Annotated in this window: 1 protein-coding gene; it reads right to left on the bottom strand. The window is 76.2% G+C overall.

Features of this window, described 5'->3' with window-relative positions; all coding sequences use genetic code 11:
* Positions 1 to 64: 64 nt before the first annotated feature.
* On the bottom strand, positions 65 to 24,235 hold the full coding sequence (locus ACPXCS_RS26465; RefSeq protein ID WP_425951778.1) for a type I polyketide synthase: 24,171 nt from the start codon (positions 24,233 to 24,235) through the stop codon (positions 65 to 67).
* Positions 24,236 to 24,762: the final 527 nt, after the last annotated feature.

Here is a 24,762-nt window from a genome sequence, read left to right on the forward strand (position 1 = left end):
GTGTCACTTCCTTGAACCCGGCGGGGCCGGGGCGTCGGGTGCGGTCGGGAGGGCGGCGGGGTGCTCATGCGTCTCCCAGCTCGCGGTCGATCAGGTCGAAGAGGTCGCCCGGCGTCTCGACCCCGGCCAGTTCCTCGTCGTCCTCCACCGGGACGGGGGCACCGGCCGCGGGGACCGGTTCGCCCTGCCAGCGGGAGAGCAGTTCCCGCAGCCGGGCGGTGACCCGCTCGCGGTCCTCGCCGTCCACGGCCGCGTCGCGCAGGGCGCTCTCGAGGCGGTCCACTTCGCCGAGCAGGGCCTGTGCGGTGCCGGGCGGCTCGGGCAGGTCGAGGGCGTCCAGCAGGTGCCGGGCCTGGGCGAGCGGCGTCGGGTAGTCGAAGACCAGGGTGGCGGGCAGCCGCAGTCCGGTGACCGCGCCGAGCCGGTTGCGCAGTTCGACCGCGGTGAGGGAGTCGAAGCCGAGCTCCTTGAAGGTCTGGTCGGGTTCCATCGCGTCGGCCGAGCCGTGCCCGAGGACGGCGGCGGCCTGTTCGGCCACCACGTCGAGGAGCAGCTGCTCGCGGTCCGCGGCGGACAGCGGGGCCAGCCGTTCGGCCAGGGTCGCCTCGGTGGCCGGGGCGGCTCCGGCCGTCGCGGGGGCGGCGTCGGCGCGACGGCGGACGGGGGTGCGAACCAGGCCGCGCAGCAGGACCGGCAGGACGTCGTGGTGCTCGCGCAGGGCGGCGGCGTCGAGGTCCATGGGCAGCAGGGCGGCCCGGTCGGAGGCCGACGCGGCGTCCAGCAGGCGCATGCCGCGCTCGGGGCCGAGCGGCACCATGCCGGTGCGGGCGTGCCGTTCCCGGTCGGCGTCGGTGAGTTCGCCGGTCATGCCCGCGTCCGGCAGCCAGGTGCCCCAGGCGAGGGATACGGCCGGCAGGCCGAGGGCGCGCCGGTGGTGGGCGAAGGCGTCCAGGAAGGCGTTGGCGGCGGAGTAGTTGGCCTGTCCGGCGCCGCCGAAGGTGCCGGCGACGGAGGAGAAGACCACGAACCGGGCCAGGTCCAGGTCGCGGGTCAGCTCGTGCAGGGCGACGACGGCGTCGGCCTTGGGCCGCAGCGCCTCGGCGAGCCGGGCGGGCGTCATGGAGGTGAGGACGCCGTCGGCGAGGACGCCCGCGGTGTGCACGACGGCGGTCAGCGGCCGGTCGGCGGGGATGCCCGCGAGGAGCTGGGCGAGCGCGGTGCGGTCGGCGATGTCACAGGCGGCGACGGTCACCTCGGCGCCCAGGGCGGCGAGTTCGGCGCGCAGGTCGGCCGCGCCGGGGGTGTCCGGGCCGCGCCGCCCGGCGATCAGCAGGTGCTTGACGCCGTGCTCGGCGACCAGGTGCCGGGCGGTGGCGCGGCCCAGCCCGCCGAGGCCGCCGGTGAGCAGCACGGTGCCCTCGGGGTCGGGGGCGGCCGGCACGGTGAGGACGACCTTGCCGACGTGCTTGGCCTGGCTGAGGTACCGGAACGCCTCGGGGGCGCGGCGCACGTCCCACACGGTCATCGGCAGCGGCTCGATCACCCTTCGGTCGAACAAGTCCGCCAGCTCGTGCAGGATTTCGCCGATCCGGTCGGGTCCGGCCTCGACCAGGTCGAAGGCGCGGTAGAGGACGCCGGGGTGGTCGGCGGCGACCGCGGCCGGGTCGCGGACGTCGGTCTTGCCCATCTCCAGGAAGCGTCCGCCGCGCGGCAGCAGCCGCAGGGAGGCGTCCACGAACTCCCCGGCCAGGGAGTCGAGGACCACGTCGACGCCGCGGCCCCCGGTGGCGGTGCGCAGCCGCTCCTCGAAGCCGAGGTCGCGGGAGGAGGCGAGGTGGCGGTCGTCGAGGCCGGCGGCGCGCAGCGCGTCCCACTTGGCCGGGGACGCGGTGCCGTAGACCTCGGCGCCGAGGTGGCGGGCGAGCTGGACGGCGGCGGAGCCGACGCCGCCGGCCGCGGCGTGCACGAGGACGCTCTCGCCGGGTTTCAGGGCGGCGAGGTCGACGAGGGCGTAGTAGGCGGTGAGGTAGACGATCGGGACGGTGGCGGCCTCCGCGAAGCTCCAGCCCTTCGGGATGGGCGCGACCATGCGCTCGTCGGCGACGGCGACCGGTCCGAAGGCGCCCGCGAACATGCCCATCACGCGGTCGCCGGGGGCGACGGAGGTCACGTCGGCGCCGGTCTCGGTGACCACGCCGGCGCCCTCCAGACCGATGGCGGTGGCGTCGCCCGGGTACATGCCGAGCGCGGTGAGGACGTCGCGGAAGTTGACGCCGCAGGCGCGCATCGAGATCCGTATCTCGCGCGGGCCGAGCGGGGCGGTGACCTCCGGGCAGGGGATGAGCCGCAGCCCCTCCAGGGTGCCCTTGCGCTCGACGCCGAGCCGCCACGCCTCGGTGCCGGGCGGCGGGACGAGGGCCCGGTCGGCGGCCAGCGGCACCACCCTGGGCGCGGTCACGGAGCCGTCGTGCACGGCCAGTTCGAACGCGGTGTCGCCGAGCGCGCCGGGCAGCGCCGCGGCGGAGGCGGTGGTGCCGTCGGTGTCGACGAGGACCAGGCGCCCGGGGTTCTCCGTGCGGGCGGAGCGCACCAGGCCCCAGACGGCGGCCTGGGCCGGGTCCGCGGGCCTGGGCCCGGCGGGCACGGCGCCGCGGGTGACGACGGCGAGGCGCGCCGCGGCGAACGCCGGGTCGTCCAGCCACCGCCGGAGGAACGCCAGCACCTCGGCGGTGAGGTCCCGAGCCCGGCGCGCCGGGTCGCCGTCGGCGGTCCGGCCGGTGGCCGGCACGGCGTACAGCACGGTGTCCGGTACGGCGGCGTCGGCGAGGGCGTCCGGGCCGGGGACGACGGTGGCGGTGTGCCCGGCCTCGCGCAGGGCGGCGGCCAGGTCGCGGGCCTCCGCGGACCCGATGACCGCCCAGTCCGCCGGGACCGGCGCGCCGGAGGGGGGCACCGGCTGCCAGTCCACTTCGTACAGGCCCTGCCGGCCGGGGCTGCCGACGGTGGCGCCGTCGAGGTCGCCGGTGAGTTCGCGCAGGGTGAGCGAGCCGACGGAGGCGACGGGGCGGCCGGCCGGGTCGGCGAGTTCGAGGGCGACGGCCTCCGGGCCCCGCTGAACCATGCGCACCCGCAGGGCGGAGGCGCCGACGGCGTCCAGCCGCACGTCGTTCCAGGAGAACGGGAGCCGTCCGGCGTCCTCCATCGGCACGAACATCACGGCGTGCAGGGCGGCGTCGAGCAGCGCCGGGTGCAGGTCGAAGGCGCCGGCGGCGGGGTCGGCGTCGGCGGGCAGACGGACCTCGGCGAAGACCTCCTCGCCGCGCGTCCACACCCGGGTCAGCCCCTGGAAGAGCGGGCCGTAGAGGTGGCCGCGGTCGGCGAACGCCTCGTAGAAGCCGTCCAGCGGCACCTCCTCGCCGTCCCGGGGCGGCCAGGCGGTGAAGTCGTACGCCGAGGAGGCGCCGGCGGCCGGTTCGGCGGTGAGCAGGCCGCTGACGTGCAGCGTCCACGGGTCGTCGGGGTGGGCGTCGTCCGGGCGGCCGTGCACGGTCAGCGCCCGGGCGCCGCCGGCGTCGGGCGCCTCGACGCGGACCTGCACCTGGACTCCGCCGTGCGCGGGCAGGGTGAGCGGGGTCAGGATGGTCAGCTCGGCGACGTGCTCGCAGCCGGTCCGCGCCCCGGCGTGCAGGGCGAGGTCGAGGAAGCCGGTGGCCGGGAACAGGGCGGTGCTGGTGAGGGCGTGCTCCTTCAGCCAGGGGCTGGAGTGCAGGGACAGGCGTCCGGTGAGGAGGTGGGTGTCGCCGTCCGCGAGGGCGACGGCCGCGCCCAGCAGCGGGTGGCTGCTGGTGCCGAGGCCGGCGGCGGTGACGTCGCCGAGCAGGGCGGGCGGGCGCGGCCAGAACCGGCGGCGCTGGAAGGGGTAGGTGGGCAGCTGCACGACGCGGGCGCCGGTGCCGTCGAAGAGGCGGGGCCAGTCGACGTCCACGCCCTTGGCGAAGGCGCGGGCGAGGGCGTCGAGCAGGGCGTCGGCCTCGTCGCGGTCCTTGCGCAGCGACGGGACGAACAGGAGGTCGCCGGTGTCCTCGGCGAGGCAGTCCTGGGCGAGGGCGGTCAGGGTGCCGTCGGGGCCGATCTCCCAGAACCGGTCGGCTCCGTGCGCGGCGAGCCAGGCGACACCGTCGTGGAAGCGGACCGCCTCGCGGACGTGGCGGACCCAGTACTCGGGGTCCTGCAGTTCGCCGGGGGCGGCGGCCCGCCCGGTGACGTTGGAGATCACGGCCATGCGGGGCGGGGCGTAGGCGATGCCGGCGGCGACCTCGCGGAAGGCGTCGAGCATGGGGTCCATCAGCGGCGAGTGGAAGGCGTGGCTGACGCGCAGCCGGGTGGTGCGGCGGCCGCCCGCGGCGAGTTCGGCGGCCACCTCGGCGACCGCGGCCTCGGCGCCCGAGACGACCACGGAGCGCGGCCCGTTGACGGCGGCGATGCCCGCGTCGGCGCGGCCGGCGAGCAGCGGCAGTACCTCGTCCTCGGCTGCCTCGACGGCGAACATCGCGCCGCCCTCGGGGAGTTCCTGCATCAGCCGGCCGCGTGCGGCGACCAGGGCGCAGGCGTCCGGGAGGGACATGACGCCGGCCACGTGGGCGGCGGCGATCTCGCCGATGGAGTGGCCCGCGACGAAGTCCGGCCGCACGCCCCAGGATTCGAGGAGGCGGTAGAGCGCGACCTCGACGGCGAACAGGGCGGGCTGGGTCCACCGGGTCTGGTTGATCCGCTCGGCGTCGTCGCCGAGGACGACGGCGCGCAGGTCGTCGCCGAGGTGGACGCAGACGGCGTCGAAGGCATCGGCGAACGCCGGGAAGGCGTCGTACAGGCCGCGGCCCATGCCGGGGCGCTGGGAGCCCTGTCCGGAGAAGAGGAAGGCGGTCTTCCCTTCGCCGCGGTGGGTGCCCGTGACGGTGTGCGGTCCCGTCTCGCCGTCGGCGAGGAGCCGCAGTCCGTCGGTGAGGGCGGCGCGGTCGGCGCCGAGCACGACGGCCCGGTGTTCGAAGACGGTGCGGGTCGCGGTCAGGGACAGGCCGAGGTCGGCCGCGGTGTGGCCGGGGTTCCGCCCGGCGTGGGCGAGGAGCTGGGCGGCCTGGGCGCGCAGCGCGTCGCGGCTGCGGGCGCTGAGGACCCAGGGCAGGGTGCCGTGGGCGGCGGCCGGGGCTCCGTCCGTGTCGGCGGCGGGCTGTTCGGGGGCGGCTTCGAGGACGACGTGCGCGTTGGTGCCGCTGATCCCGAACGACGACACACCCGCACGCCGCGGCCGGTCCCCCGGCACGGTCCACTCCCGTGCCTCGGTCAGCAGCTCGACCGCGCCCTGCTCCCAGTCCACGTGCGAGGACGGCGCGTCCACGTGCAACGTCGCCGGCAGCACACCGTGCTCCATCGCCAGCACCATCTTCATCACACCCGCCACACCGGCACCCGCCTGCGTGTGACCGACATTCGACTTCACCGAACCCAGGTACAGCGGACGCTCCGCGTCGTGCTCCTGCCCGTAGGTGGCGAGCAGGGCCTGCGCCTCGATGGGGTCACCCAGCCGCGTGCCCGTGCCGTGCGCCTCCACCGCGTCCACCTCGGCCGCCGACAGCCCGGCGTCCGCGAGCGCGGCCCGGATCACCCGCTGCTGAGACGGGCCGTTCGGCGCGCTCAGACCGTTGGACGCGCCGTCCTGGTTCACCGCCGAGCCGCGCACCACCGCCAGCACCGGGTGCCCCTTGGCGCGCGCGTCCGACAACCGCTCCACCAGCAGCAGACCGCCGCCCTCGGAGAACCCGGTGCCGTCCGCCGCGTCCGCGAACGCCTTGCACCGCCCGTCCGCCGCCAGCCCCTGCTGCCGGCTGAAGTCCACGAACAGACCCGGTGAGGCCATGACGGTGATGCCGCCCGCGAGGGCGAGGTCGCACTCCCCCGCGCGCAGCGACTGCACGGCCAGGTGCAGGGCGACGAGGGACGCGGAGCAGGCGGTGTCGACGGTGACGGCCGGGCCTTCCAGGCCGAAGGTGTACGACAGCCGGCCGGAGACGACACTGGCGGCGTTGCCGGTCAGCATGTAGCCCTCGAAGTCCTCGCCGGACGCGGCGAGCATGCCGGTGTAGTCCTGGCCGTTGGTGCCGGCGAAGACACCGGTGCGGCTGCCGCGCAGCGCGCGCGGGTCGATCCCGGCCCGTTCGAACGTCTCCCACGCCATCTCCAGCAGCAGCCGCTGCTGCGGGTCCATGGCGAGGGCCTCGCGCGGCGAGATGTTGAAGAAGGCCGGGTCGAAACCGCCGGCGTCGCCGAGGAAGCCGCCGGTGCGGGTGGCGACGGTGCCCGTCTTGCCGGGCTCCGTGTCGAAGAGGACGCCGAGGTCCCAGCCGCGGTCCTCGGGGAAGGGCACCAGGCCCTCCTCGCCGGCCAGCAGCATGTCCCACAGCTGCTCGGGGGTGTGCACGCCGCCGGGGAAACGGCAGCCCATGGCCACGATGGCGATGGGGTCCTCCGCGGCGGGCGCGCGGTGGACGGCGTCGCCCGCGGCCGGGGCGGGGGTGTCACCGGTGCCGGTGTCCGCGGCGACCTGCGCGAGCAGGAAGTCGGCCAGGTCCCGGCAGGTGGGGTGGTCGAAGACGAGCGTGCTGGGCAGGCGCAGGCCGGTGATGCGGTTCATGCCGTTGCGCAGTTCGACCGCGCTGAGCGAGTCGATGCCCAGGTCGGTGAAGGGCCGGGCGGGGTCGACCGCGTCGGCGGAGGGGTGGCCGAGGACGCCGGCGACGTGGCTGCGCACGATACCCAGGACGGCGTCCGCCCGCTCGTACTCGGGCAGGGCGCCGAGGTGGGCGTGCAGCGAGGAGATGTCGGCGGTGCCGGACGCCGTGTCGTCGCCGGCGGCGTCCAGGGCCCGGCGGGCGGCGGGCAGTTCGTCCAGCAGGTGGCTGGGCCGGGGCGCGGTGAAGGAGGGCGCGTAGGTGTCCCAGCGCAGGTCGGTCACGACGACGTGGGTGTCGCCGAGGTCGAGGGCCCGGCCGAGGGCCTGGCAGGCGGTGCCGGTGTCCATGGGGTGGACGCCGTGGCGGCGCATGCGCTCGCCCGCCGCGTCGCCGACCATGCCGCCGTCGGCCCACAGCCCCCAGGAGACGGCCGTGGCGGGCAGGCCCGCGGCGCGGCGCTCGGCGGCGAGGGCGTCGAGGTAGGCGTTGCCCGGGGCGTAGTTGCCGAGGCCGGCGCCGCCGAGGACGCCGGCGGTGGAGGAGAACAGGACGAAGGCGGACAGGTCCAGGTCGCGGGTGAGGTCGTGCAGGACGCGGGCGGCGGTGGCCTTGCCGTGCAGGACGCCCGCCATGCGCTCGGGGGTGAGGGAGTCGATCACGCCGTCGTCGAGGACGCCCGCGGCGTGGAAGACGGCGTCGAGCGGCTGGTCGGCCGGGAGTCCGGCGAGCAGGTCGGCGAGGGCGGTGCGGTCGGCGGCGTCGCAGGCGGCGAGGGTGACGTCGACGCCGCGGGCGGCGAGTTCGTCGCGCAGTTCGCCGGCTCCGGGGGCGTCGGCGCCGCGGCGGCCGGCCAGCACCAGGCGGGTGGCGCCGCGGTCGGCGAGCCAGCGGGCGACGTGCCGGCCGAGGGCGCCGGTGCCGCCGGTGACCAGGACGGTGCCGCCGGGCTTCCAGGGCTCGGCCGGCTCGGCGGTGCCGGGGGCGTGCACCAGGCGGCGGCCGAAGGCGCCGGCCGCGCGCAGCGCGATCTGGTCCTCCTGGCCGGGGTCGGCGAGGAGGGCGGCCAGCCGGGTGCCGGTGCGGGCGTCGAGGTCGGCGGGCAGGTCGATCAGGCCGCCCCAGCGGTCGGCGTGTTCCAGTGCGGCGACCCGGCCGAAGCCCCAGACCAGGGCCTGGGCGGGTACGGGGGCGGGGTCGGCGGAGCCGACCGCGACCGCGCCGCGGGTGGCGCACCACAGGGGGGCGTCGGCACCGAGGTCGCCGAGGGCCTGCACGAGGGCGAGGGTCGTGGCGAGACCGACGGTGACGCCCGGGAGGCCGGGGTGGTCGCGGGTGTCGAGGGCGAGCAGGGACAGCACTCCGGCGGGCCGGCCGGTGTCCTCGTCGCCGGCCGTGAGCAGGGCGGCGATCGCGGCGCGGTCGGGTGCGCCGTCGGGCAGGGCGATCCGGCGGACGGTGCGGGCGCCGCCCGCGGTGAGGGCGTCGGCGACGTGGCCGGCGGTGGCGTCCTGTCCGGCCTCGGCGGCGGGGGCGAGGAGCAGCCAGGTGCCGGTGAGGGCGGCGGCGCCGAGGGTGAGGGGGCTGAAGGAGACGGCGTAGCGCAGGGCGTCGGCGGTGGCGCGTTCGCGGCCGGCGCGCCGCCAGTGGGACAGCGCGGGCAGGAGACTGCTCAGCGGGGCGTCGGCGGGGAGGTCGAGGGTCTCGGTGAGGCCGCGCAGGTCCTCCTGTTCGACGGTCTCCCAGAAGCGGGCCTCGACGGAGTCGGCGGCGGGGGAACCGCCGGCGGCGTCGGCCGGGGCGGTCCCGCGTACGGCGGGCCAGTAGCGGCGGTGCTCGAAGGGGTAGGTGGGCAGGTCGGTGCGGACGGCGCCGGTGCCGGCGAACACGGTCTCGAAGTCGACGTCCACGCCGTGCAGGTGGGCTTCGGTGAGCGCGGTGAGCCACTGGCGCAGGCCGCCCTGGTCCCGGCGGAGCGAGCCGAGGACGGCGCCGTCGACGCCGGCCGCGTCGAGGCTGTCGCGCAGTCCGACGGCGAGCACCGGGTGCGGGCCGACCTCGATGAAGGTGCGGTGGCCGGCGGCGATCAGACCGCGCACGGCGTCCTCGAAGCGGACGGTCTCCCGCAGGTTGGTGTACCAGTAGCCGGCGTCCAGGGCGGTGGTGTCCAGCCAGTCGCCGGTCAGGGAGGAGCGGAAGGGGATGTCGCTCTCGCGGGGCTCGATGCCGGCCAGGGCGTCCCGGACGGTGTCCTCGATCTCCTCGACCTGCGGGGAGTGGGAGCCGTAGTCGACGTTGACCTTGCGGGCGCGCACGCCGTCCGCGACGAGCGCGGCGTGCATCTCCTCCAGCGCGCCCGCCTCGCCGGAGACGACGGAGGACGACGGGCCGTTGACGGCGGCGAGGGCGAGGCGGCCCTCCCAGGGGGCCATGCGGGCGCGGGTGTCGTCGGCGCTCAGCGGCACGGACATCATGCCGCCGGTGCCGGCGATGCGGGTGAGGGCGCGGCTGCGCAGGGCGACGACGCGGGCGCCGTCCTCCAGGGACAGCGCGCCGGCCGCGCAGGCGGCGGCGATCTCGCCCTGGGAGTGGCCGACCACGGCGGCGGGGCGGATCCCGTGGGCCCGCCACAGGGCGGCGGTGGAGACCATCACGGCCCACAGGGCGGGCTGGACGACGTCGACGCGGCCGAGGTCGGCGGCGTCGTCGTCGCCGCGCAGCACGGCGCTCAGCGACCAGTCGACGTAGGGGGCGAGGGCCTGCTCGCAGCGGTCGATCCACTGGGCGAACTGCGGTGACTCGGCGAGGAGTTCGCGGCCCATGCCGGCCCACTGGGCGCCCTGGCCGGGGAAGACGAGGACGGGTTCGGCGCCGCCCGGCACGGCGTCGGCGAGCAGGGCGGGCCCGGTGAGCGGGCCGTCGGCCGCCAGCGCGGCGAGCGTCTCGTCGAGGTCGGCGGCGTCGTCGGCGAGGACGGCGGCCCGGTGGGTGAAGGCGGCGCGGCCCACGGCGAGGGTGTAGGCGAGGTCGGTGAGCGGGGTGCCGGGCCGGGTGCGCAGGTGGGTGCGGAGCCGGGCGGCCTGGGCGCGCAGCGCGGCGGGGGTGCGGGCGGACAGCAGGACGGGTACGGCGGGCAGTCCGGTCGTGGCGGGCGGCCGTACGGTCGTGTCGTCGGGGGCCTGCTCGACGATGACGTGGGCGTTGGTGCCGCTCATGCCGAACGAGGACACGCCGGCGCGGCGGGGGCGGCCGGTGTCGGGCCAGGGCCGTTCCTCGGTGAGGAGTTCGACGCGGCCGGCGCTCCAGTCGACGTGCGGGGTGGGGTTCTCGGCGTGCAGGGTGCGGGGCAGGACGCCCTCGCGCAGCGCCGCCACCATCTTGATGACGCCTCCGACGCCGGCGGCGGCCTGGCTGTGGCCGATGTTGGACTTCAGCGAGCCGAGCCACAGCGGCCGGTCCTCGGCGCGGCCTTGGCCGTAGGCGGCGATGAGGGCCTGCGCCTCGATGGGGTCGCCGAGGGTGGTGCCGGTGCCGTGCGCCTCGACGGCGTCGACGTCCTGCGGGGTCAGTCCGGCGGCGTTGAGGGCCTGGCGGATGACGCGCTGCTGGGAGGGGCCGTTGGGGGCGGTCAGGCCGTTGGAGGCGCCGTCCTGGTTGAGGGCGCTGCCGCGGATGACGGCGAGGACCCGGTGGCCGTTGCGCCGGGCGTCGGAGAGCCGTTCGAGGACGACCATGCCGACGCCCTCGGCCCAGCTGGCGCCGTCGGCGTCCGCGGAGAAGGGCTTGCAGCGGCCGTCCTCGGCGAGGGCGCGCTGGCGGCTGAACTCGATGAGGGAGCCCGGCGTCGACATCACGGTGACGCCGCCGGCCAGGGCTAGCGAGCACTCGCCCTGGCGCAGGGACTGCGCGGCGAGGTGCAGGGCCACCAGGGAGGAGGAGCAGGCGGTGTCGACGGAGACGGCCGGGCCCTCCAGCCCGAGGGCGTAGGAGACGCGGCCCGACAGGACGCTGGGCGAGTTGCCGGTGCCGACGTAGCCCTCGAAGTTGTCGTCGGAGGCGGCGAGGATCGTGACGTAGTCCTGGTAGGTGACGCCGGCGAAGACGCCGGTGTCGGAGCCGCGGGCACCGGCCGGGTCGACGCCGGCCCGCTCCAGGGCCTCCCAGGAGACCTCGAGGAGCAGGCGCTGCTGCGGGTCCATGGCGAGGGCCTCGCGCGGGGAGATGCCGAAGAACGCCGGGTCGAAGCTGCTGGCGTCGTGCAGGAAGCCGCCCTCGCGGGTGTAGACGGTGCCGGGGTGGTCGGGGTCGGGGTGGTAGAGCCGCTCGGGGTTCCAGTCGCGGTCGGTGGGCAGCGGCGAGATGCCGTCCGCTCCGGCGCGCACCAGGTCCCACAGGTCCTCGGGGCTGTTGACGCCGCCGGGGTAGCGGCAGGCCATGCCGACGACGGCGATCGGGTCGTCGTCGACGGGGCGCCGGGCCGCGACCGCGGGGGTGTCCGCGCTCGCGGTGCCGAACAGGTCGTCGGCGAGGTGTGCGGCGAGCGCGGCGGCGGTGGGGTGGTCGAACACGAGGGTGGCGGGCAGGGTGACGCCGAGCGCGGCGCTGAGGCCGTTGCGCAGCTCCACGGCGGTGAGCGAGGTCAGGCCGAGGTCGGTGAAGGGCCGGGCGGGTTCGATGTCGTCGGCGCCGGCGTGGCCGAGGACGGCGGCGGTGCGGTCGCGAACGGTGGCGAGCAGGGTGCGGGCGCGTTCGGCGGCGGGCCTGGCGGCCAGCCGTTCCAGCGGGCTGCCGGCGGGCTGGGTGCGGGCGGCGGCGCGGCGGCGGGCCGGTTCGGCCGCCGGGGCCGGCTCCCGCGTCGTGGCTGTGGGAGCCGTGGTGCCGGTGGGCGTGACGCCGGGTACCGGGCGCAGCAGCAGCGAGCCGATCTGCAGGACGGGGTCGCCGACCGCGTCGGCCGCGGTGAGGGCGAGGGTGTCGGGGCCGGTGCGGTCGAGCCGGACCCGCAGGGTGGTGGCGCCGGTGGCGTGGAGGCGGGCCGGTCCGGCGGAGAACAGCACGCGTCCGTCGCCGAGACCGTCGAAGGCGCCGAGGCCCAGCGGGTGCAGGGCGGCGTCCAGGAGGGCCGGGTGCAGGTCGTGGCGGGCGGCCTCGTCGGCGGCCCGGTCGGGCAGGGCGACCTCCGCGTACACGGCCGTGTCGTCCCGCCATGCGGCCAGCAGGCCCTGGAAGACGGGCCCGTAGTCCAGACCGGCCTCGCGCAGCCGCGGGTACAGGCCGTCGGTGGGCAGTTCCCGCGCGCCGGGCGGCGGCCAGGCGGTGAGGTCGTGGACGGGAAGGGACAGGGCGTCGGTGTCGGCGGTGAGGATGCCGCCCGCGTGCCGGGTCCAGCCGGCGGTGGGACCGGCGGCAGCGCGGGCGTACACGCCGAAGGGGCGGTCGCCGCGGGCGTCGGGGGCCTCGACGCGGATCTGCAGGGCGACGCCGCCGTGCTCGGGCAGCGGCAGCGGGCTCTCCAGGACCAGTTCGCGGACCTGCGGACGGCCCGCGACGGCGCCGGCGTGCAGGGCGAGGTCGAGGAAGGCGGTGCTCGGCAGGACGGCGGTCCCGCCGAGCCGGTGCGCGGCGAGCCAGCCGTTGCCGTCGGCGGTCAGCCGGCCGGTCAGCAGCAGGGTGTCGTCGACCGCGGACGGGACGACCGCGCCGAGCAGGGGGTGGTCGGCGGCGACGAGTCCGGCGGCGGCCGGGTCGCCGGACGCCGCGGTGGGCGCGATCCAGTAGGGGCGGTGCTGGAAGGCGTAGGTGGGCAGTTCCACCGGGCGGGAGCCGGGGGCGGTGACGGCGAGCAGGGCGCGCCAGTCGACCGGGACACCGCGGGTGTGCAGGGCGCCGACGGCCGTCAGCAGGGTCTCGGTCTCGTCCCGGTCCTCGCGCAGCGTGGGCACGGCGAGCGGGGCGCTGCCCCGCCAGGCGGTCTGGGCGAGGGCGGTCAGGGTGGCGTCGGGCCCGAGTTCGACGAGCCGGCTGGTGCCCAGCTCCTCGAGGGCGGCGACCCCGTCGGCGAAGCGCACGGTGTGCCGGACGTGCCGTACCCAGTACTCGGGGTCGGTGAGTTCGCCGGGGGTGGCGGGCCGGCCGGTGAGGTCGGAGACGACCGGGATGCGCGGTTCGGCGTACGCGACGCCGGCGGCGACCGCGCGGAACTCGTCGAGCATCGCCTCCATGTGCGGCGAGTGGAAGGCGTGGCTGACGCGGAGCCTGCTCGTCCTGCGGCCCAGCGCGGCGAAGTGCGCGGCGACGGCGTCGGCCGCGTCCTCGTCCCCGGCGACGACGACCGAGCGGGGACCGTTGACGGCGGCGAGCGACAGGGTGTCCTCGCGGCCGGCGAGCAGGGGCAGCACCTCCTCCTCGGCGGCCTCCACGGCGATCATGGCGCCGCCCTCGGGCAGGGCCTGCATCAGCCGGCCGCGGGCGGCGACCAGGCGGCAGGCGTCGGGCAGGGAGAACACCCCGGCCACGTGGGCGGCGGCCAGTTCGCCGACGGAGTGGCCGATGAGGTGGGAGGGGTGCACCCCGAGGGACTCCAGCAGCCGGTGGAGGGCGACCTCGACGGCGAACAGGGCCGGCTGGGCGTACTCGGTGCGGTTCAGGGTGCCGGCGTCGGCGTCCGCCACGACCTCGGCGAGCGGTCGCGGCAGCAGCCCGTCGAAGTGCCCGCACACGGTGTCGAACGCGTCGGCGTAGGCCGGGAAGGCGTCGTACAGGGCGCGGCCCATGCCGGGGCGCTGGGTGCCCTGCCCGGCGAAGAGGAAGGCCGTGCCGCCCTGGGTGGTGAGGGTGTCGCCGGTGACGACACCGGGTGCGCTGCGGCCCTCGGCGAGCGCGGCGAGGCCGGTCAGCAGGGCGTCGCGGCCGGTGCCGGTGACGACGGCGCGGTGCTCCAGGGAGGCGCGGGTGAACGCCAGGGCGTGGGCCACGTCCGCCGGGTGCGCCCCGGGGCGGTCCTGAAGGTGGGTGAGGAGCCGGGCGGCCTGGTCGCGCAGCGCGGCCGGGCCGCCCGCGGACAGCGCCCACGCCACGGCGCGCTCGGCGCGTTCGGCGGGGTGGGCCGCGGGGGCGGGCCCGGCGGGCGGTTCGGCGACGATGACGTGCGCGTTGGTGCCGGAGACACCGAAGGCGGAGACACCGGCGCGCCGGGGGCGGTCGCCGGCGGGCCAGGCGACGGGCTCGCCCAGCAGCCGGACGTTTCCGGTGCTCCAGTCGACGCGCGAGGAGGGGCGCTCGGCGTGCAGGGTGCGCGGGAGGGTGTTCTCGCGCAGCGCGAGGACCATCTTGATGAGGCCGACGGCTCCGGCGGCGGCCTGGGTGTGGCCGAGGTTGGACTTGGCGGAGCCCAGCCACAGCGGGCGGTCGGCGGGCCGGTCCTGGCCGTAGGCGGCCAGCACGGCCTGCGCCTCGATGGGGTCGCCGAGGGTGGTGCCGGTGCCGTGCGCCTCCACGGCGTCCACGTCGGCCGGGGAGAGTCCGGCCGAGGCGAGGGCCTGGCGGATGACGCGCTGCTGGGAGGGGCCGTTGGGGGCGGTCAGGCCGTTGGACGCGCCGTCCTGGTTGACGGCGGTGCCCTCGACGACGGCGAGGACCGGGTGGCCGTTGCGGCGCGCGTCGGAGAGCCGTTCGACGACGAGGACGCCGACGCCCTCGGCCCAGCCGGTGCCGTCGGCGTCGTCGGAGAACGCCTTGCAGCGGCCGTCGGGGGCGAGACCGCCCTGGAGGCTGAACTCGACGAACGCGCCCGGGTCGGCCATGACGGTGACGCCGCCGGCCAGGGCGAGGTCGCACTCGCCGGAGCGCAGCGACTGCACGGCGAGGTGCAGGGCGACCAGCGAGGAGGAGCAGGCCGTGTCGACGGTGACGGCCGGGCCCTCCAGGCCGAGGGTGTAGGCGACGCGGCCGGAGACCACGCTGCCGGCCTGGCCGGTGAGCAGGTGCCCGCCGAGTCCTTCGGGGACCTCGGTGAGGCCGGTGGCGTAGCCGGAGCTGCCGGCGCCGACGAAGACGCCGGTGCGGGAGCCCTTCAGCGAGGTGGGGGCGACACCGGAGCGCTCCAGCGCCTCCCAGGAGGTCTCCAGGAAGAGCCGCTGCTGCGGGTCGAGGGCCTGGGCCTCGCGGGGGCTGATGCCGAAGAAAGCGGCGTCGAAGGCGGAGGCGTCGGCGAGGAAGCCGCCGGAGCGGGTGTCGCTGGCCTCCAGCAGGGCCGTGAGGTCCCAGCCCCGGTCCTGGGGGAACCCGCCGACGGCGTCACCGCCGCTCGCCAGCAGCTCCCACAGCCGGTCGGGGCTGTCGACGCCGCCGGGCAGCCGGCAGCCCATGCCGACGATGACGACCGGGTCGGTGCCGGTGGTCACCACGGCCGTCTCCGACCGCTGTTCGCCCGTCCCGTACATCCGCTCGCGCAGGTGGGCGGCGACGGCGGCCGGGGTGGGGTGGTCGAAGACGAGGGTGGTGGGCAGGGCGACGCCGGTCTCGGCGGTGAGGTCGTTGCGCAGTTCGACGGCGGTGAGCGAGTCGAAGCCCATGTCGCGGAAGGCGCGGCCCTCGGCGACCGCGGCCGGGTCGGCGTGGCCGAGCGCGACGGCGGCGCGACGGCGCACCAGCTCCAGCAGGACGGCGTCGCGCTCCTCGGCGGGCAGCGGGTCGAGCCGGTCGCGCAGTGCGCCGCCCGCGGTGGTGGCGGACGCGGCGGCGGGGCCGGTGGTGGCCGGCGCGGCGGCCTCGGGCAGGTCGGCGAGCAGAGGGCTCGGGCGGCCGGTGGTGAACGCGGGCGCGAACCGGGCCCAGTCGACGTCGGCGACGACGACGGCGGTGTCGCGGGCGGCGAGCGCGCGGCCGAGCGCGGTCAGTGCCGCGTCCGGGTCGAGCGGGCGCAGTCCGCGACGGCGCAGCGTCTCCTGCGCCTGCGGGTCGGCGGCCATGCCGGTGCCGTCCCAGGGGCCCCAGGCGACGGCGGTGCCGGTCAGGCCCCGGGCGCGGCGGCGTTCCACCAGGGCGTCGAGGTGGGCGTTGGCGGCGGCGTAGGCGGCCTGTCCGCCGCTGCCCCACACGCCGGCGATGGAGGAGAACACGACGAACGCGGACAGGTCGCTGTCGCGGGTGAGGGCGTCGAGGTGGTCGGCCGCGTCGGCCTTGGCGCGCAGGACGGCGGCGAGCCGGTCCGGCGTGCAGTCGGTGATCACGTCGTCGTCGAGGACGCCGGCGGCGTGCACCACGGCGTCGACGGGGTGGGCGGCCAGCAGCCGGGCGACGGCGTCGCGGTCGCCCGTGTCGCAGGCGACGACGGTGACCTTCGCGCCGAGCCGGGCGAGGTCGGCGCGCAGGGTGTCGGCACCGGGCGCGTCGGGGCCGCGGCGGCTGGTGAGGACGAGCTCGCGGGCGCCGTGCTCGACGGCCCAGCGGGCGACCCTGGAGCCGAGGGCCCCGGTGCCGCCGGTGACGAGGACACGCGGGGGCGCGGTCCACTGCTCGGTCGCGGCAGCGGGCGCCGGAGCGGGGACGAGGCGGCGGGCGTGGGCGGTGCCGCCGCGGACGGCGACCTGGTCCTCGGTCCGGGCGACCAGGACGGCGGCGGCGCGGGCGAGGGCACGGCGGTCCGGCCGGACGGGCAGGTCGAGCAGCCCGCCCCAGCGGTCGGGGTGCTCCAGCGCGGCGACACGGCCCAGCCCCCACACGGCGGCGGCACCCGGCTCGACGACGGCCTCCGTGCCACCGCCGACGGCGACGGCACCGCTGGTCAGCAGCCACAGCGGCGCGGTGAGCCCGGCGTCGCCGTGGGCCTGGACGACGGCCAGGGCCGCACCGACGCCGGGCAGGCAGGAGAGCACGCCGGCGACCGGGTCACCCTCGGCGGCCGCGGCGAGCAGCCCGGCCAGCACGGTCCGGTCGGCCTCCGCGGGGCAGACCAGGCGCTCGATCCGGGGCAGGAACTCCTCGATGCCGCCGAGCGCACGGTCGTCTCCGGCCTCGGTCTGGAGCAGCAGCCACCGTCGGGTGTCCGGACCGGCCTGGGCGGCGGCGCCGTCGAGGCGCTGCCAGCGAATGCGGTAGCGCCAGGAGTCGGCGGTGAGCCGCTCCGTCGTGGCGCGCCGCCAGGAGGACAGCGCCGGCAGCACGGTGCCGAGGGTGCTGTCGTCCAGGTGCAGCGCGTCGGCGAGTTCGCGCGTGTCACCGCGCTCGACGGCCTGCCAGAAGGCGTCCTCGGCGGGCGCGGCGGACGCCGCGGTCCCGGCCGTCCGCTCGTCGGCAGGGCGCGGTTCGGGCCAGTACCAGCGGCGCTGGAAGGCGTAGGTGGGCAGCGGGACGGTGCCGGCGGCACCGGCCGCGTCGGCGGCACCGGCCGCGTCGGCGGCTCCGGCTTCGGCGGCTTCGGCGGCACGGAACACCGCGGCCCAGTCCACCCGCGCGCCCGTCGTGTGCAGGGTCGCGAGTGCGGCGGTCAGGGCATCCGCCTCGGACCGGTCCTTGCGCTGCGCGGCCACGCAGACCTGGTCGGTGGCCTCGCCGAGAACGGTGCGGGTGAGGGCGGTGAGGGTGGCGTCGGGGCCCAGCTCGACGAACCGGGTGACGCCTTCCGCCGCGAGGGCGGCGACGCCGTCGGCGAACCGGACGGCCTCGCGGACGTGGCGGACCCAGTAGTCGGCGGTGGTCAACTCACCGTCCATGGCGAGCTGTCCGGTGACGTTGGAGACGACCGGAAGGGCGGGGGTGGTGTAGGTGATGCCTTCGGCGACCTCACGGAACTCCGCCAGCATCGGTTCCATCAGGGGTGAGTGGAAGGCGTGGGAGACACGCAGGCGAGTCGTGCGACGGCCCTGTCCGGCCAGCTCTGCGGCCACCTCGGAAACAGCCGCCTCGCCCGCGATCACCACGGCGCGAGGGCCGTTGACCGCCGCCACCGACACCTCACGCCCCTCCAGCAGCGGCAGCACCTCGTCCTCGGCCGCCTCCACCGCCACCATCGCCCCACCCGACGGCAACGCCTGCATCAGCCGCCCCCGCGCGCTCACCAGCGTGCAGGCGTCCTCCAGGGACAGCACCCCGGCCACATGCGCAGCAGCGATCTCACCGATGGAGTGGCCGCCCACATAGTCCGGACGCACACCCCACGACTCCAGCAGCCGGAACAACGCCACCTCGACCGCGAACAGGGCCGGCTGCGTCCACTCCGTACGCGCCAGACGCTCCGCGTCGTCACCGAAGACGACGTCTTTCAGCTCCGCGCCGACGTGCGCGCACACCGCGTCGAAGGCATCCGCGAACACCGGGTAGGCCTCGTACAGTTCACGGCCCATTCCGGGACGCTGCGCACCCTGGCCCGAGAACAGGAACGCCGTGCGACCCTCGGCGACGGTGCCGACGGTGACCTGGGCAGTGGGTTCACCGGCTGCCAACTCCGCCAGACCGGCCAGCAGTTCCTCGCGGGAACGGCCTCGCACGACAGCACGGTCCTCGAAGGCGGTACGGGAGGTGGCCAGCGCCGAGGCGATCCGCAGGGGGTCGGCGTCGGGGGTCGAGCGTACGGCGTCGAGCAACCGGGCGGCCTGCGCGCGCAGCGCATCGGCACCGCGCCCGGACAGCACCCAGGGGATCACGGGAAGGACCGCGAGGTCGGCCGGGGCGGCCGTCTCCTGCGGGGCTTGTTCGAGGATGACGTGGGCGTTGGTGCCACTGAGCCCGAACGAGGAGACACCCGCCCGACGCGGCCGGTCCACCCCCGGCCACTCCTGCCGTTCCGTGACCAGTCGCACGACCCCCGCCGACCAGTCCACCCGTGAGGACGGCTCGTCCACGTGCAGCGTCGCCGGCAGCACACCGCGCCGCAACGCCTCCACCATCTTGATCACACCCGCCACACCAGCGGCCGCCTGCGTATGACCCAGATTCGACTTCACCGACCCCAGAAACAGGGGGACTTCGCGCTCCTGCCCGTACGTGGCCAGCAGCGCCTGCGCCTCGATCGGATCACCCAACCGCGTACCGGTGCCGTGTGCCTCGACCGCGTCCACCTCCGCCGCCGACACCCCGGCATCCGCCAGGGCCGCGCGGATCACGCGCTGCTGCGACGGACCGTTCGGCGCCGTCAAACCGTTCGACGCACCATCCTGATTCACCGCCGAACCGCGCACCACCGCCAGCACCCGGTGACCATGCTTCTGCGCATCGGACAGCCGTTCAACGAGCAGTACCCCTACGCCTTCACCCCAGCCGGTACCGTCCGCACCCTCCGCGAACGCCTTGCACCGGCCATCACCCGCCAGACCACCCTGACGGCTGAACTCCACGAAAGCACCCGGCGTCGACATCACCGTCACACCACCGGCCAGCGCCAGATCACACTCCCCCGACCGCAACGACCGCACCGCCATGTGCAGCGCGACGAGCGAGGAAGAACACGCCGTGTCCACAGTGACCGCGGGACCCTCCAGGCCCAGGACGTAGGCCAGACGACCGGACATCACGCTCGCCGCGTTGCCCGTGCCGACGTACCCGCCGAAGTCACCCTCCGCCACACCCAGCAAGGCCGGATAGTCCTGCCCGTTGGTACCCGTGAACACACCCACCTGAGCCCCGCGCAGCGACCTCGGGTCGATCCCCGCCCGCTCCACCGCCTCCCACGACGACTCCAGCAGCAACCGCTGCTGCGGATCCATCGCCAACGCCTCACGCGGCGAGATACCGAAGAACTCCGCGTCGAAGGCGCCGACGCCGTCGAGGAAGCCTCCGCTCGCGGTGTGGCTGGCGTAGGGGTTGTCCGGATCGGGGGTGAAGAGCCGGTCGAGGTCCCAGCCGCGGTCGGCGGGGAAGTCGGTGATGCCGTCGCGCCCTTCCTCCAGCAGGACCCACAGGCTCTCCGGAGAGTCGACGCCACCGGGGAAACGGCAGGCCATCCCGACGATCGCCACCGGCTCGTCGGTGACGGCGGCCGCGGCAGTGGTGGCCGTGACGGCGGTGTCGGTGTCGCCGAAGAGTTCGTCGTGCAGGTGGCCGGCGAGGGCCTGCGGTGTCGGATGGTCGAAGACCACCGTCGTCGGGAGCGAGAGACCGCACGCGGCGGCGAGGGTGTTGCGCAGCTCGACCGCGATCAGCGAGTCGACGCCCAGGTCGCGGAACGCCCGCTCCGCACCCACCTGTTCGACCCCGGCGTAGCCGAGGGCCGCCGCGGCACGGGTGCGCACCTCGGCCAGCAGCTCGTGCCGACGCCGTTCGGGGGTCAGACCGGCGAGGCGGTCACGCAGGCCGGCCGCGGCCGGGGTGGTACGGGCCTCGGCCGGACGGCCGTAGACCTCGGTGAGCAGCGGGCTGGGGCGGACGGTGGTGAAGGCGGCGCCGAAGCGGTCCCAGTCGACGTCGGCGACCAGCGGCGCGGCGTGGTCCCCGGTGGCGTGGAGGGCGAGGGCCTCCAGGGCCCGGTCGGGGTCGAGCAGGCCGACACCGCCGCACACCTGGCGGTCCTCGGCGTCGGCGTCGGCCGCCATGCCGCCGCCGGCCCAGGGCCCCCACGCGATGGACGTGGCGGGCAGGCCCTCGGTCCGCCGCCGCTCGGCCAGGGCGTCCAGCCACGCGTTGGCGGCGGCGTAGTTGCCCTGCCCGGCCGAGCCGACGGTGCCGGCGAACGAGGAGAACAGGACGAAGGCGGACAGGTCGCGGTCGCGGGTCAGTTCGTCGAGATGCCGCGCCCCCGTCGTCTTGGCCGCGAACACGGAACGGAAGGCCTGCGGGCCGAGGCCGTCGAGCACTCCGTCGTCGATGACTCCGGCCGTGTGGACCACGGCGTCCACCGGGTGCGCGTCGAGCAGTTCCCGGACCGCCTCACGGTCCGCCAGGTCGACGGCGGCGAACGTGACGTCGCTGCCCAGATGGCGCAGTTCCTCGGCGAGGGCCTCCGCGCCGGGCGCCTGCGCACCCCGTCGGCTGACCAGGAGGAGGTGCGCGGCTCCCTGTCGTGCGGCCCAGCGGGCCACTCGGGCGCCCAGCGCACCGGTGCCGCCGGTCACCAGGACGGTTCCGGTCGGCTGCCAGACCGCATCCGCGGAGGGAGCGGCGGGGGCCAGCCTGCGGGCGAAGGCCCCGGCGGCGCGGACGGCGACCTGGTCCTCGCGCGGGTACGCGCCCGTCGTGCCGTCGGCGAGCAGGGCGACGAGCCGCGCCGCGGAACGTGGGTCCAGCGTCGGCGGAAGGTCGGCGAGCCCGCCCCAGCGGTCGGGGTGCTCCAGGGCGGCGACACGGCCGAGGCCCCAGACGGCGGCCTGCGCGGGGTCGGGTGCCGGATCGTTCGCAACGGCGGTCACGGCGCCCCGCGTGAGCGCCCACAGCGGAGCGTCGACACGGGCGTCGCCGAGGGCCTGGAGAAGCAGTGCGGTGGCGGGCACGCCCGCGGGCACGTCGTCCACCGAGCCGCTGCGCGCCGGCGCGGAGAGAATCGCGGCGACCGGGCCGTCCCCGACGGCGGCGGCGATACGGCCTGCCAGCTCGGCCCGCGTGTCGAGGGGGTGGTGGTCCACGGTGACCACGTCGGCGCCCGCGTCGAGCAGCGCGGTGGTCAGCGCGCCGTCCCATCCGTCGTCGCCGGAGAGGGACTCGGGCCGGACGAGCAGCCAGCGCCCGGACAGCCGCGCCGTTTCCGGCAGCGCCTGGACCGGGGTCCAGACGACGCGGTGATGTGGCCCGGAAGGAACGAGGGCGGCACCGTCCTCGGCGTACGAGCGCTCCAGCCAGTAGCGGTCGCGGCGGAAGGCGTAGGTGGGCAGCTCGACGACGCGGGCGCCCGGAAGCAGGGCGGGCCACGACACCGTCGCCCCGTGCAGGTGCAGGCGGGCGAAGGCACCGATCAGGTTGCGGGCTTCGGTGCCCTGCTTGCGCTGCGCGGGCAGGAAGAGCAGCCCCCGGTCGTCGGTTACGCAGGCACGAGCCAGCGCCGTCAGGGTACTGTCAGGGCCGATCTCCAGGAACCGCGTGACGCCTTCCGCCGCCAGGGCGGCGACACCGTCGGCGAACCTGACCGCCTCGCGAACGTGGCGGACCCAGTAGTCGGCGGTGGTCAACTCACCATCCGTGGCGAGCTGTCCGGTGACGTTCGAGACGACCGGAAGGGCGGGGGTGGCGTAGGTGATGCCTTCGGCGACCCGGCGGAACTCCGCCAGCATCGGCTCCATCAGCGGCGAGTGGAAGGCGTGGGAGACACGCAGGCGGGTCGTGCGACGGCCCTGCCCGGCCAGCTCGGCGGCCACCTCGGACACAGCCGCCTCGCCACCCGCGATCACCACGGCGCGGGGGCCGTTGACCGCCGCCACCGACACCACACGCCCGGCCAGCAGAGGCAGCACCTCGTCCTCGGCCGCCTCCACCGCCACCATCGCCCCACCCGACGGCAGCGCCTGCATCAACCGGCCCCTGGCTGCCACCAGCGTGCAGGCGTCCTCCAGGGACAGCACCCCGGCCACATGCGCAGCAGCGATCTCACCGATGGAGTGCCCGCCCACGAAGTCCGGACGCACACCCCACGACTCCAGCAGCCGGAACAACGCCACCTCGACCGCGAACAACGCCGGCTGCGTCCACTCCGTACGCCCCAGACGCTCCGCATCGTCACCGAAGACGACGTCCTTCAACCCGCCGCCCACGTACGCGCACACCGCGTCGAAGGCCTCCGCGAACACCGGGAACGCCTCGTACAGTTCACGCCCCATACCCGCTCGCTGCGCACCCTGACCCGAGAACAGGAACGCGATCTTGCCCGCTTCCTGCGCGGTGTCGGTGAAGACGTCCGCAGCGGCTTCGCCGCGGGCCAACGCCTCGACCGCGGACAGGAGTTCCGAGCGGTCGGCGCCCACGACCGCGGCACGGTACGGGTGTGCGGTGCGCGTGGTGGCGAGGGACGCGGCCAGGTCGTAGGGGTCGGCGTCCGGCCGGGTGGCGAGGTGGTCGGCCAGGCGGCGGGCCTGGGTGCGCAGGGACTCCTCGTCGCGGGCGGACAGGACCCAGGGCAGTACCGGAAGGCTCGCCCGCGGAGTCCGGTCGGCGCGGTCGGTGCGGTCGGCGCGGTCGGTGCGGTCGGGGCCCTCGGTCCGGTCGGCGCCGTCCGCCTCTTCGGCCGTCGGCTGCGGGGCCTGTTCGACGATGACATGGGCGTTGGTGCCGGAGACGCCGAAGGCGGAGACGCCGACGCGGCGCGGGTGGTCGGTCTCCGGCCAGTCGTGGGCGTCGGTGAGGAGCCGCACGTGGCCGGCGGTCCAGTCGACGTGGGTCGAGGGCCGCTCGGCGTGCAGGGTGGGGGGCAGTACGCCGTGGCGCAGGGCGAGGACGGACTTGATGACGCCGACGACGCCTGCGGCGGCCTGGGTGTGGCCGAGGTTGGACTTGGCCGAGCCGAGCAGCAGGGGACGGTCGGCGGGACGGCCCTGGCCGTAGGTGGCCAGCAGCGCCTGCGCCTCGATCGGGTCGCCGAGCGCGGTGCCGGTGCCGTGGGCCTCCACGGCGTCGATGTCCGTGGCCGGGAGTCCGGCGTTGGCCAGGGCGGCGAGGATGACGCGCTGCTGGGACAGGCCGTTGGGCGCGGTCAGGCCGTTGGAGGCGCCGTCCTGGTTGACGGCGCTGCCGCGGACGACCGCCAGCACGGGGTGGTTGTTGCGGCGGGCGTCGGAAAGGCGCTCCACGACGAGGATGCCGGCGCCTTCGGCCCAGCCGGTGCCGTCGGCGTCGTCGGAGAACGCCTTGCAGCGGCCGTCGCCTGCGAGGCCGCCCTGCCGGGCGAACTCGGTGAAGGCACCGGGGCTGGACATGACGGTGACACCGCCGACGACCGCCAGGGAGCACTCGCCGGACCGCAGCGACTGGGCGGCCAGGTGGAGGGCGACCAGGGAGGAGGAGCAGGCGGTGTCGACGGTGACGGCGGGGCCCTCCAGGCCGAGGGTGTAGGCGACACGGCCGGAGAGGACGGACATGGAGTTGCCGGTGAGGAGGTGACCGCGGACGTCCTCGGGCACCTCGGTCAGGCCGGAGGTGTAACCCTGGTCGCTGCAGCCGACGAAGACGCCGGAGCGGCTGCCGCGCAGGGCGGCCGGGTCGATGCCCGCGCGTTCGAGGGATTCCCAGACCACTTCGAGCAGCAGGCGCTGTTGCGGGTCCATGGCGAGGGCTTCGCGCGGGGAGATGCCGAAGAAGGCGGGGTCGAAGCGGTCGGCGTCGTGGACGAAGCCGCCCCGGCGGTGGCCGGAGTCGGTGCCGGGGACGGTGGGCCAGCCGCGGTCGGTGGGCCAGTCCGTCACCGCGTCGGTTCCGGAGACCAGCAGGTTCCAGAAGTCGTCCGGGGTGCGCACGTCTCCGGGCAGCCGGCAGCTCATGCCGATGATGGCGATGGGCTCCTGTTCGCGGGCCTCCAGCTGCCGCAGCTTGCGGCGGGTGGTGTGGAGATCGACGGTGACCCGCTTGAGGTAGTCCCGAAGCTGCGCTTCATTCGTCATGGACTGCCCCCATGCTGTTCGGTTCGGTGACGGTGGTGCCGCGTGGAGGCCCGGGTGCCGGGCCGGGGCGCCCGATGGGGGCCCCGCCGGTGGTGATCTCCTCGTGCGGTGGGGACAGCATGACCCGCGCGGTCACCCGATTCCGGTCCCCGGCGGGGTTGTTTGGGGAAACCCTTGAAATCGTCCGCGGTTCGCTGTTCGCGCAGGCCGGGGCATCGGCCCGGAGCACGGCCGTGTCGCTCTACGGCCTTGGGTGCGAGCGGAGTTGGGGCCGGGACCGCTGCGGCGAGGTGCCGGGGGTCACCCCCCGAGGAGGACGGCCGTGGGGGGTGACCGGCCCGGGAGCGCGGTGGGCGATCCGTCCGGGCGAGGCTCACGCACCCGCCGGCGATCGGGCACAGAAGGACGCAGGCCGGCGGGCGGACCGCCCCGCCGGGGCGAAGCCACCGCACCCATCCGGTGATCGGGCACAGGAAGACGCGGGAAGAGGCAGCCCGGCGGGGCGATCCGGCCGGGGCGGGGACCCG

Source organism: Streptomyces sp. DT190, assembly GCF_049846985.1.
GTDB lineage: Bacteria > Actinomycetota > Actinomycetes > Streptomycetales > Streptomycetaceae > Streptomyces.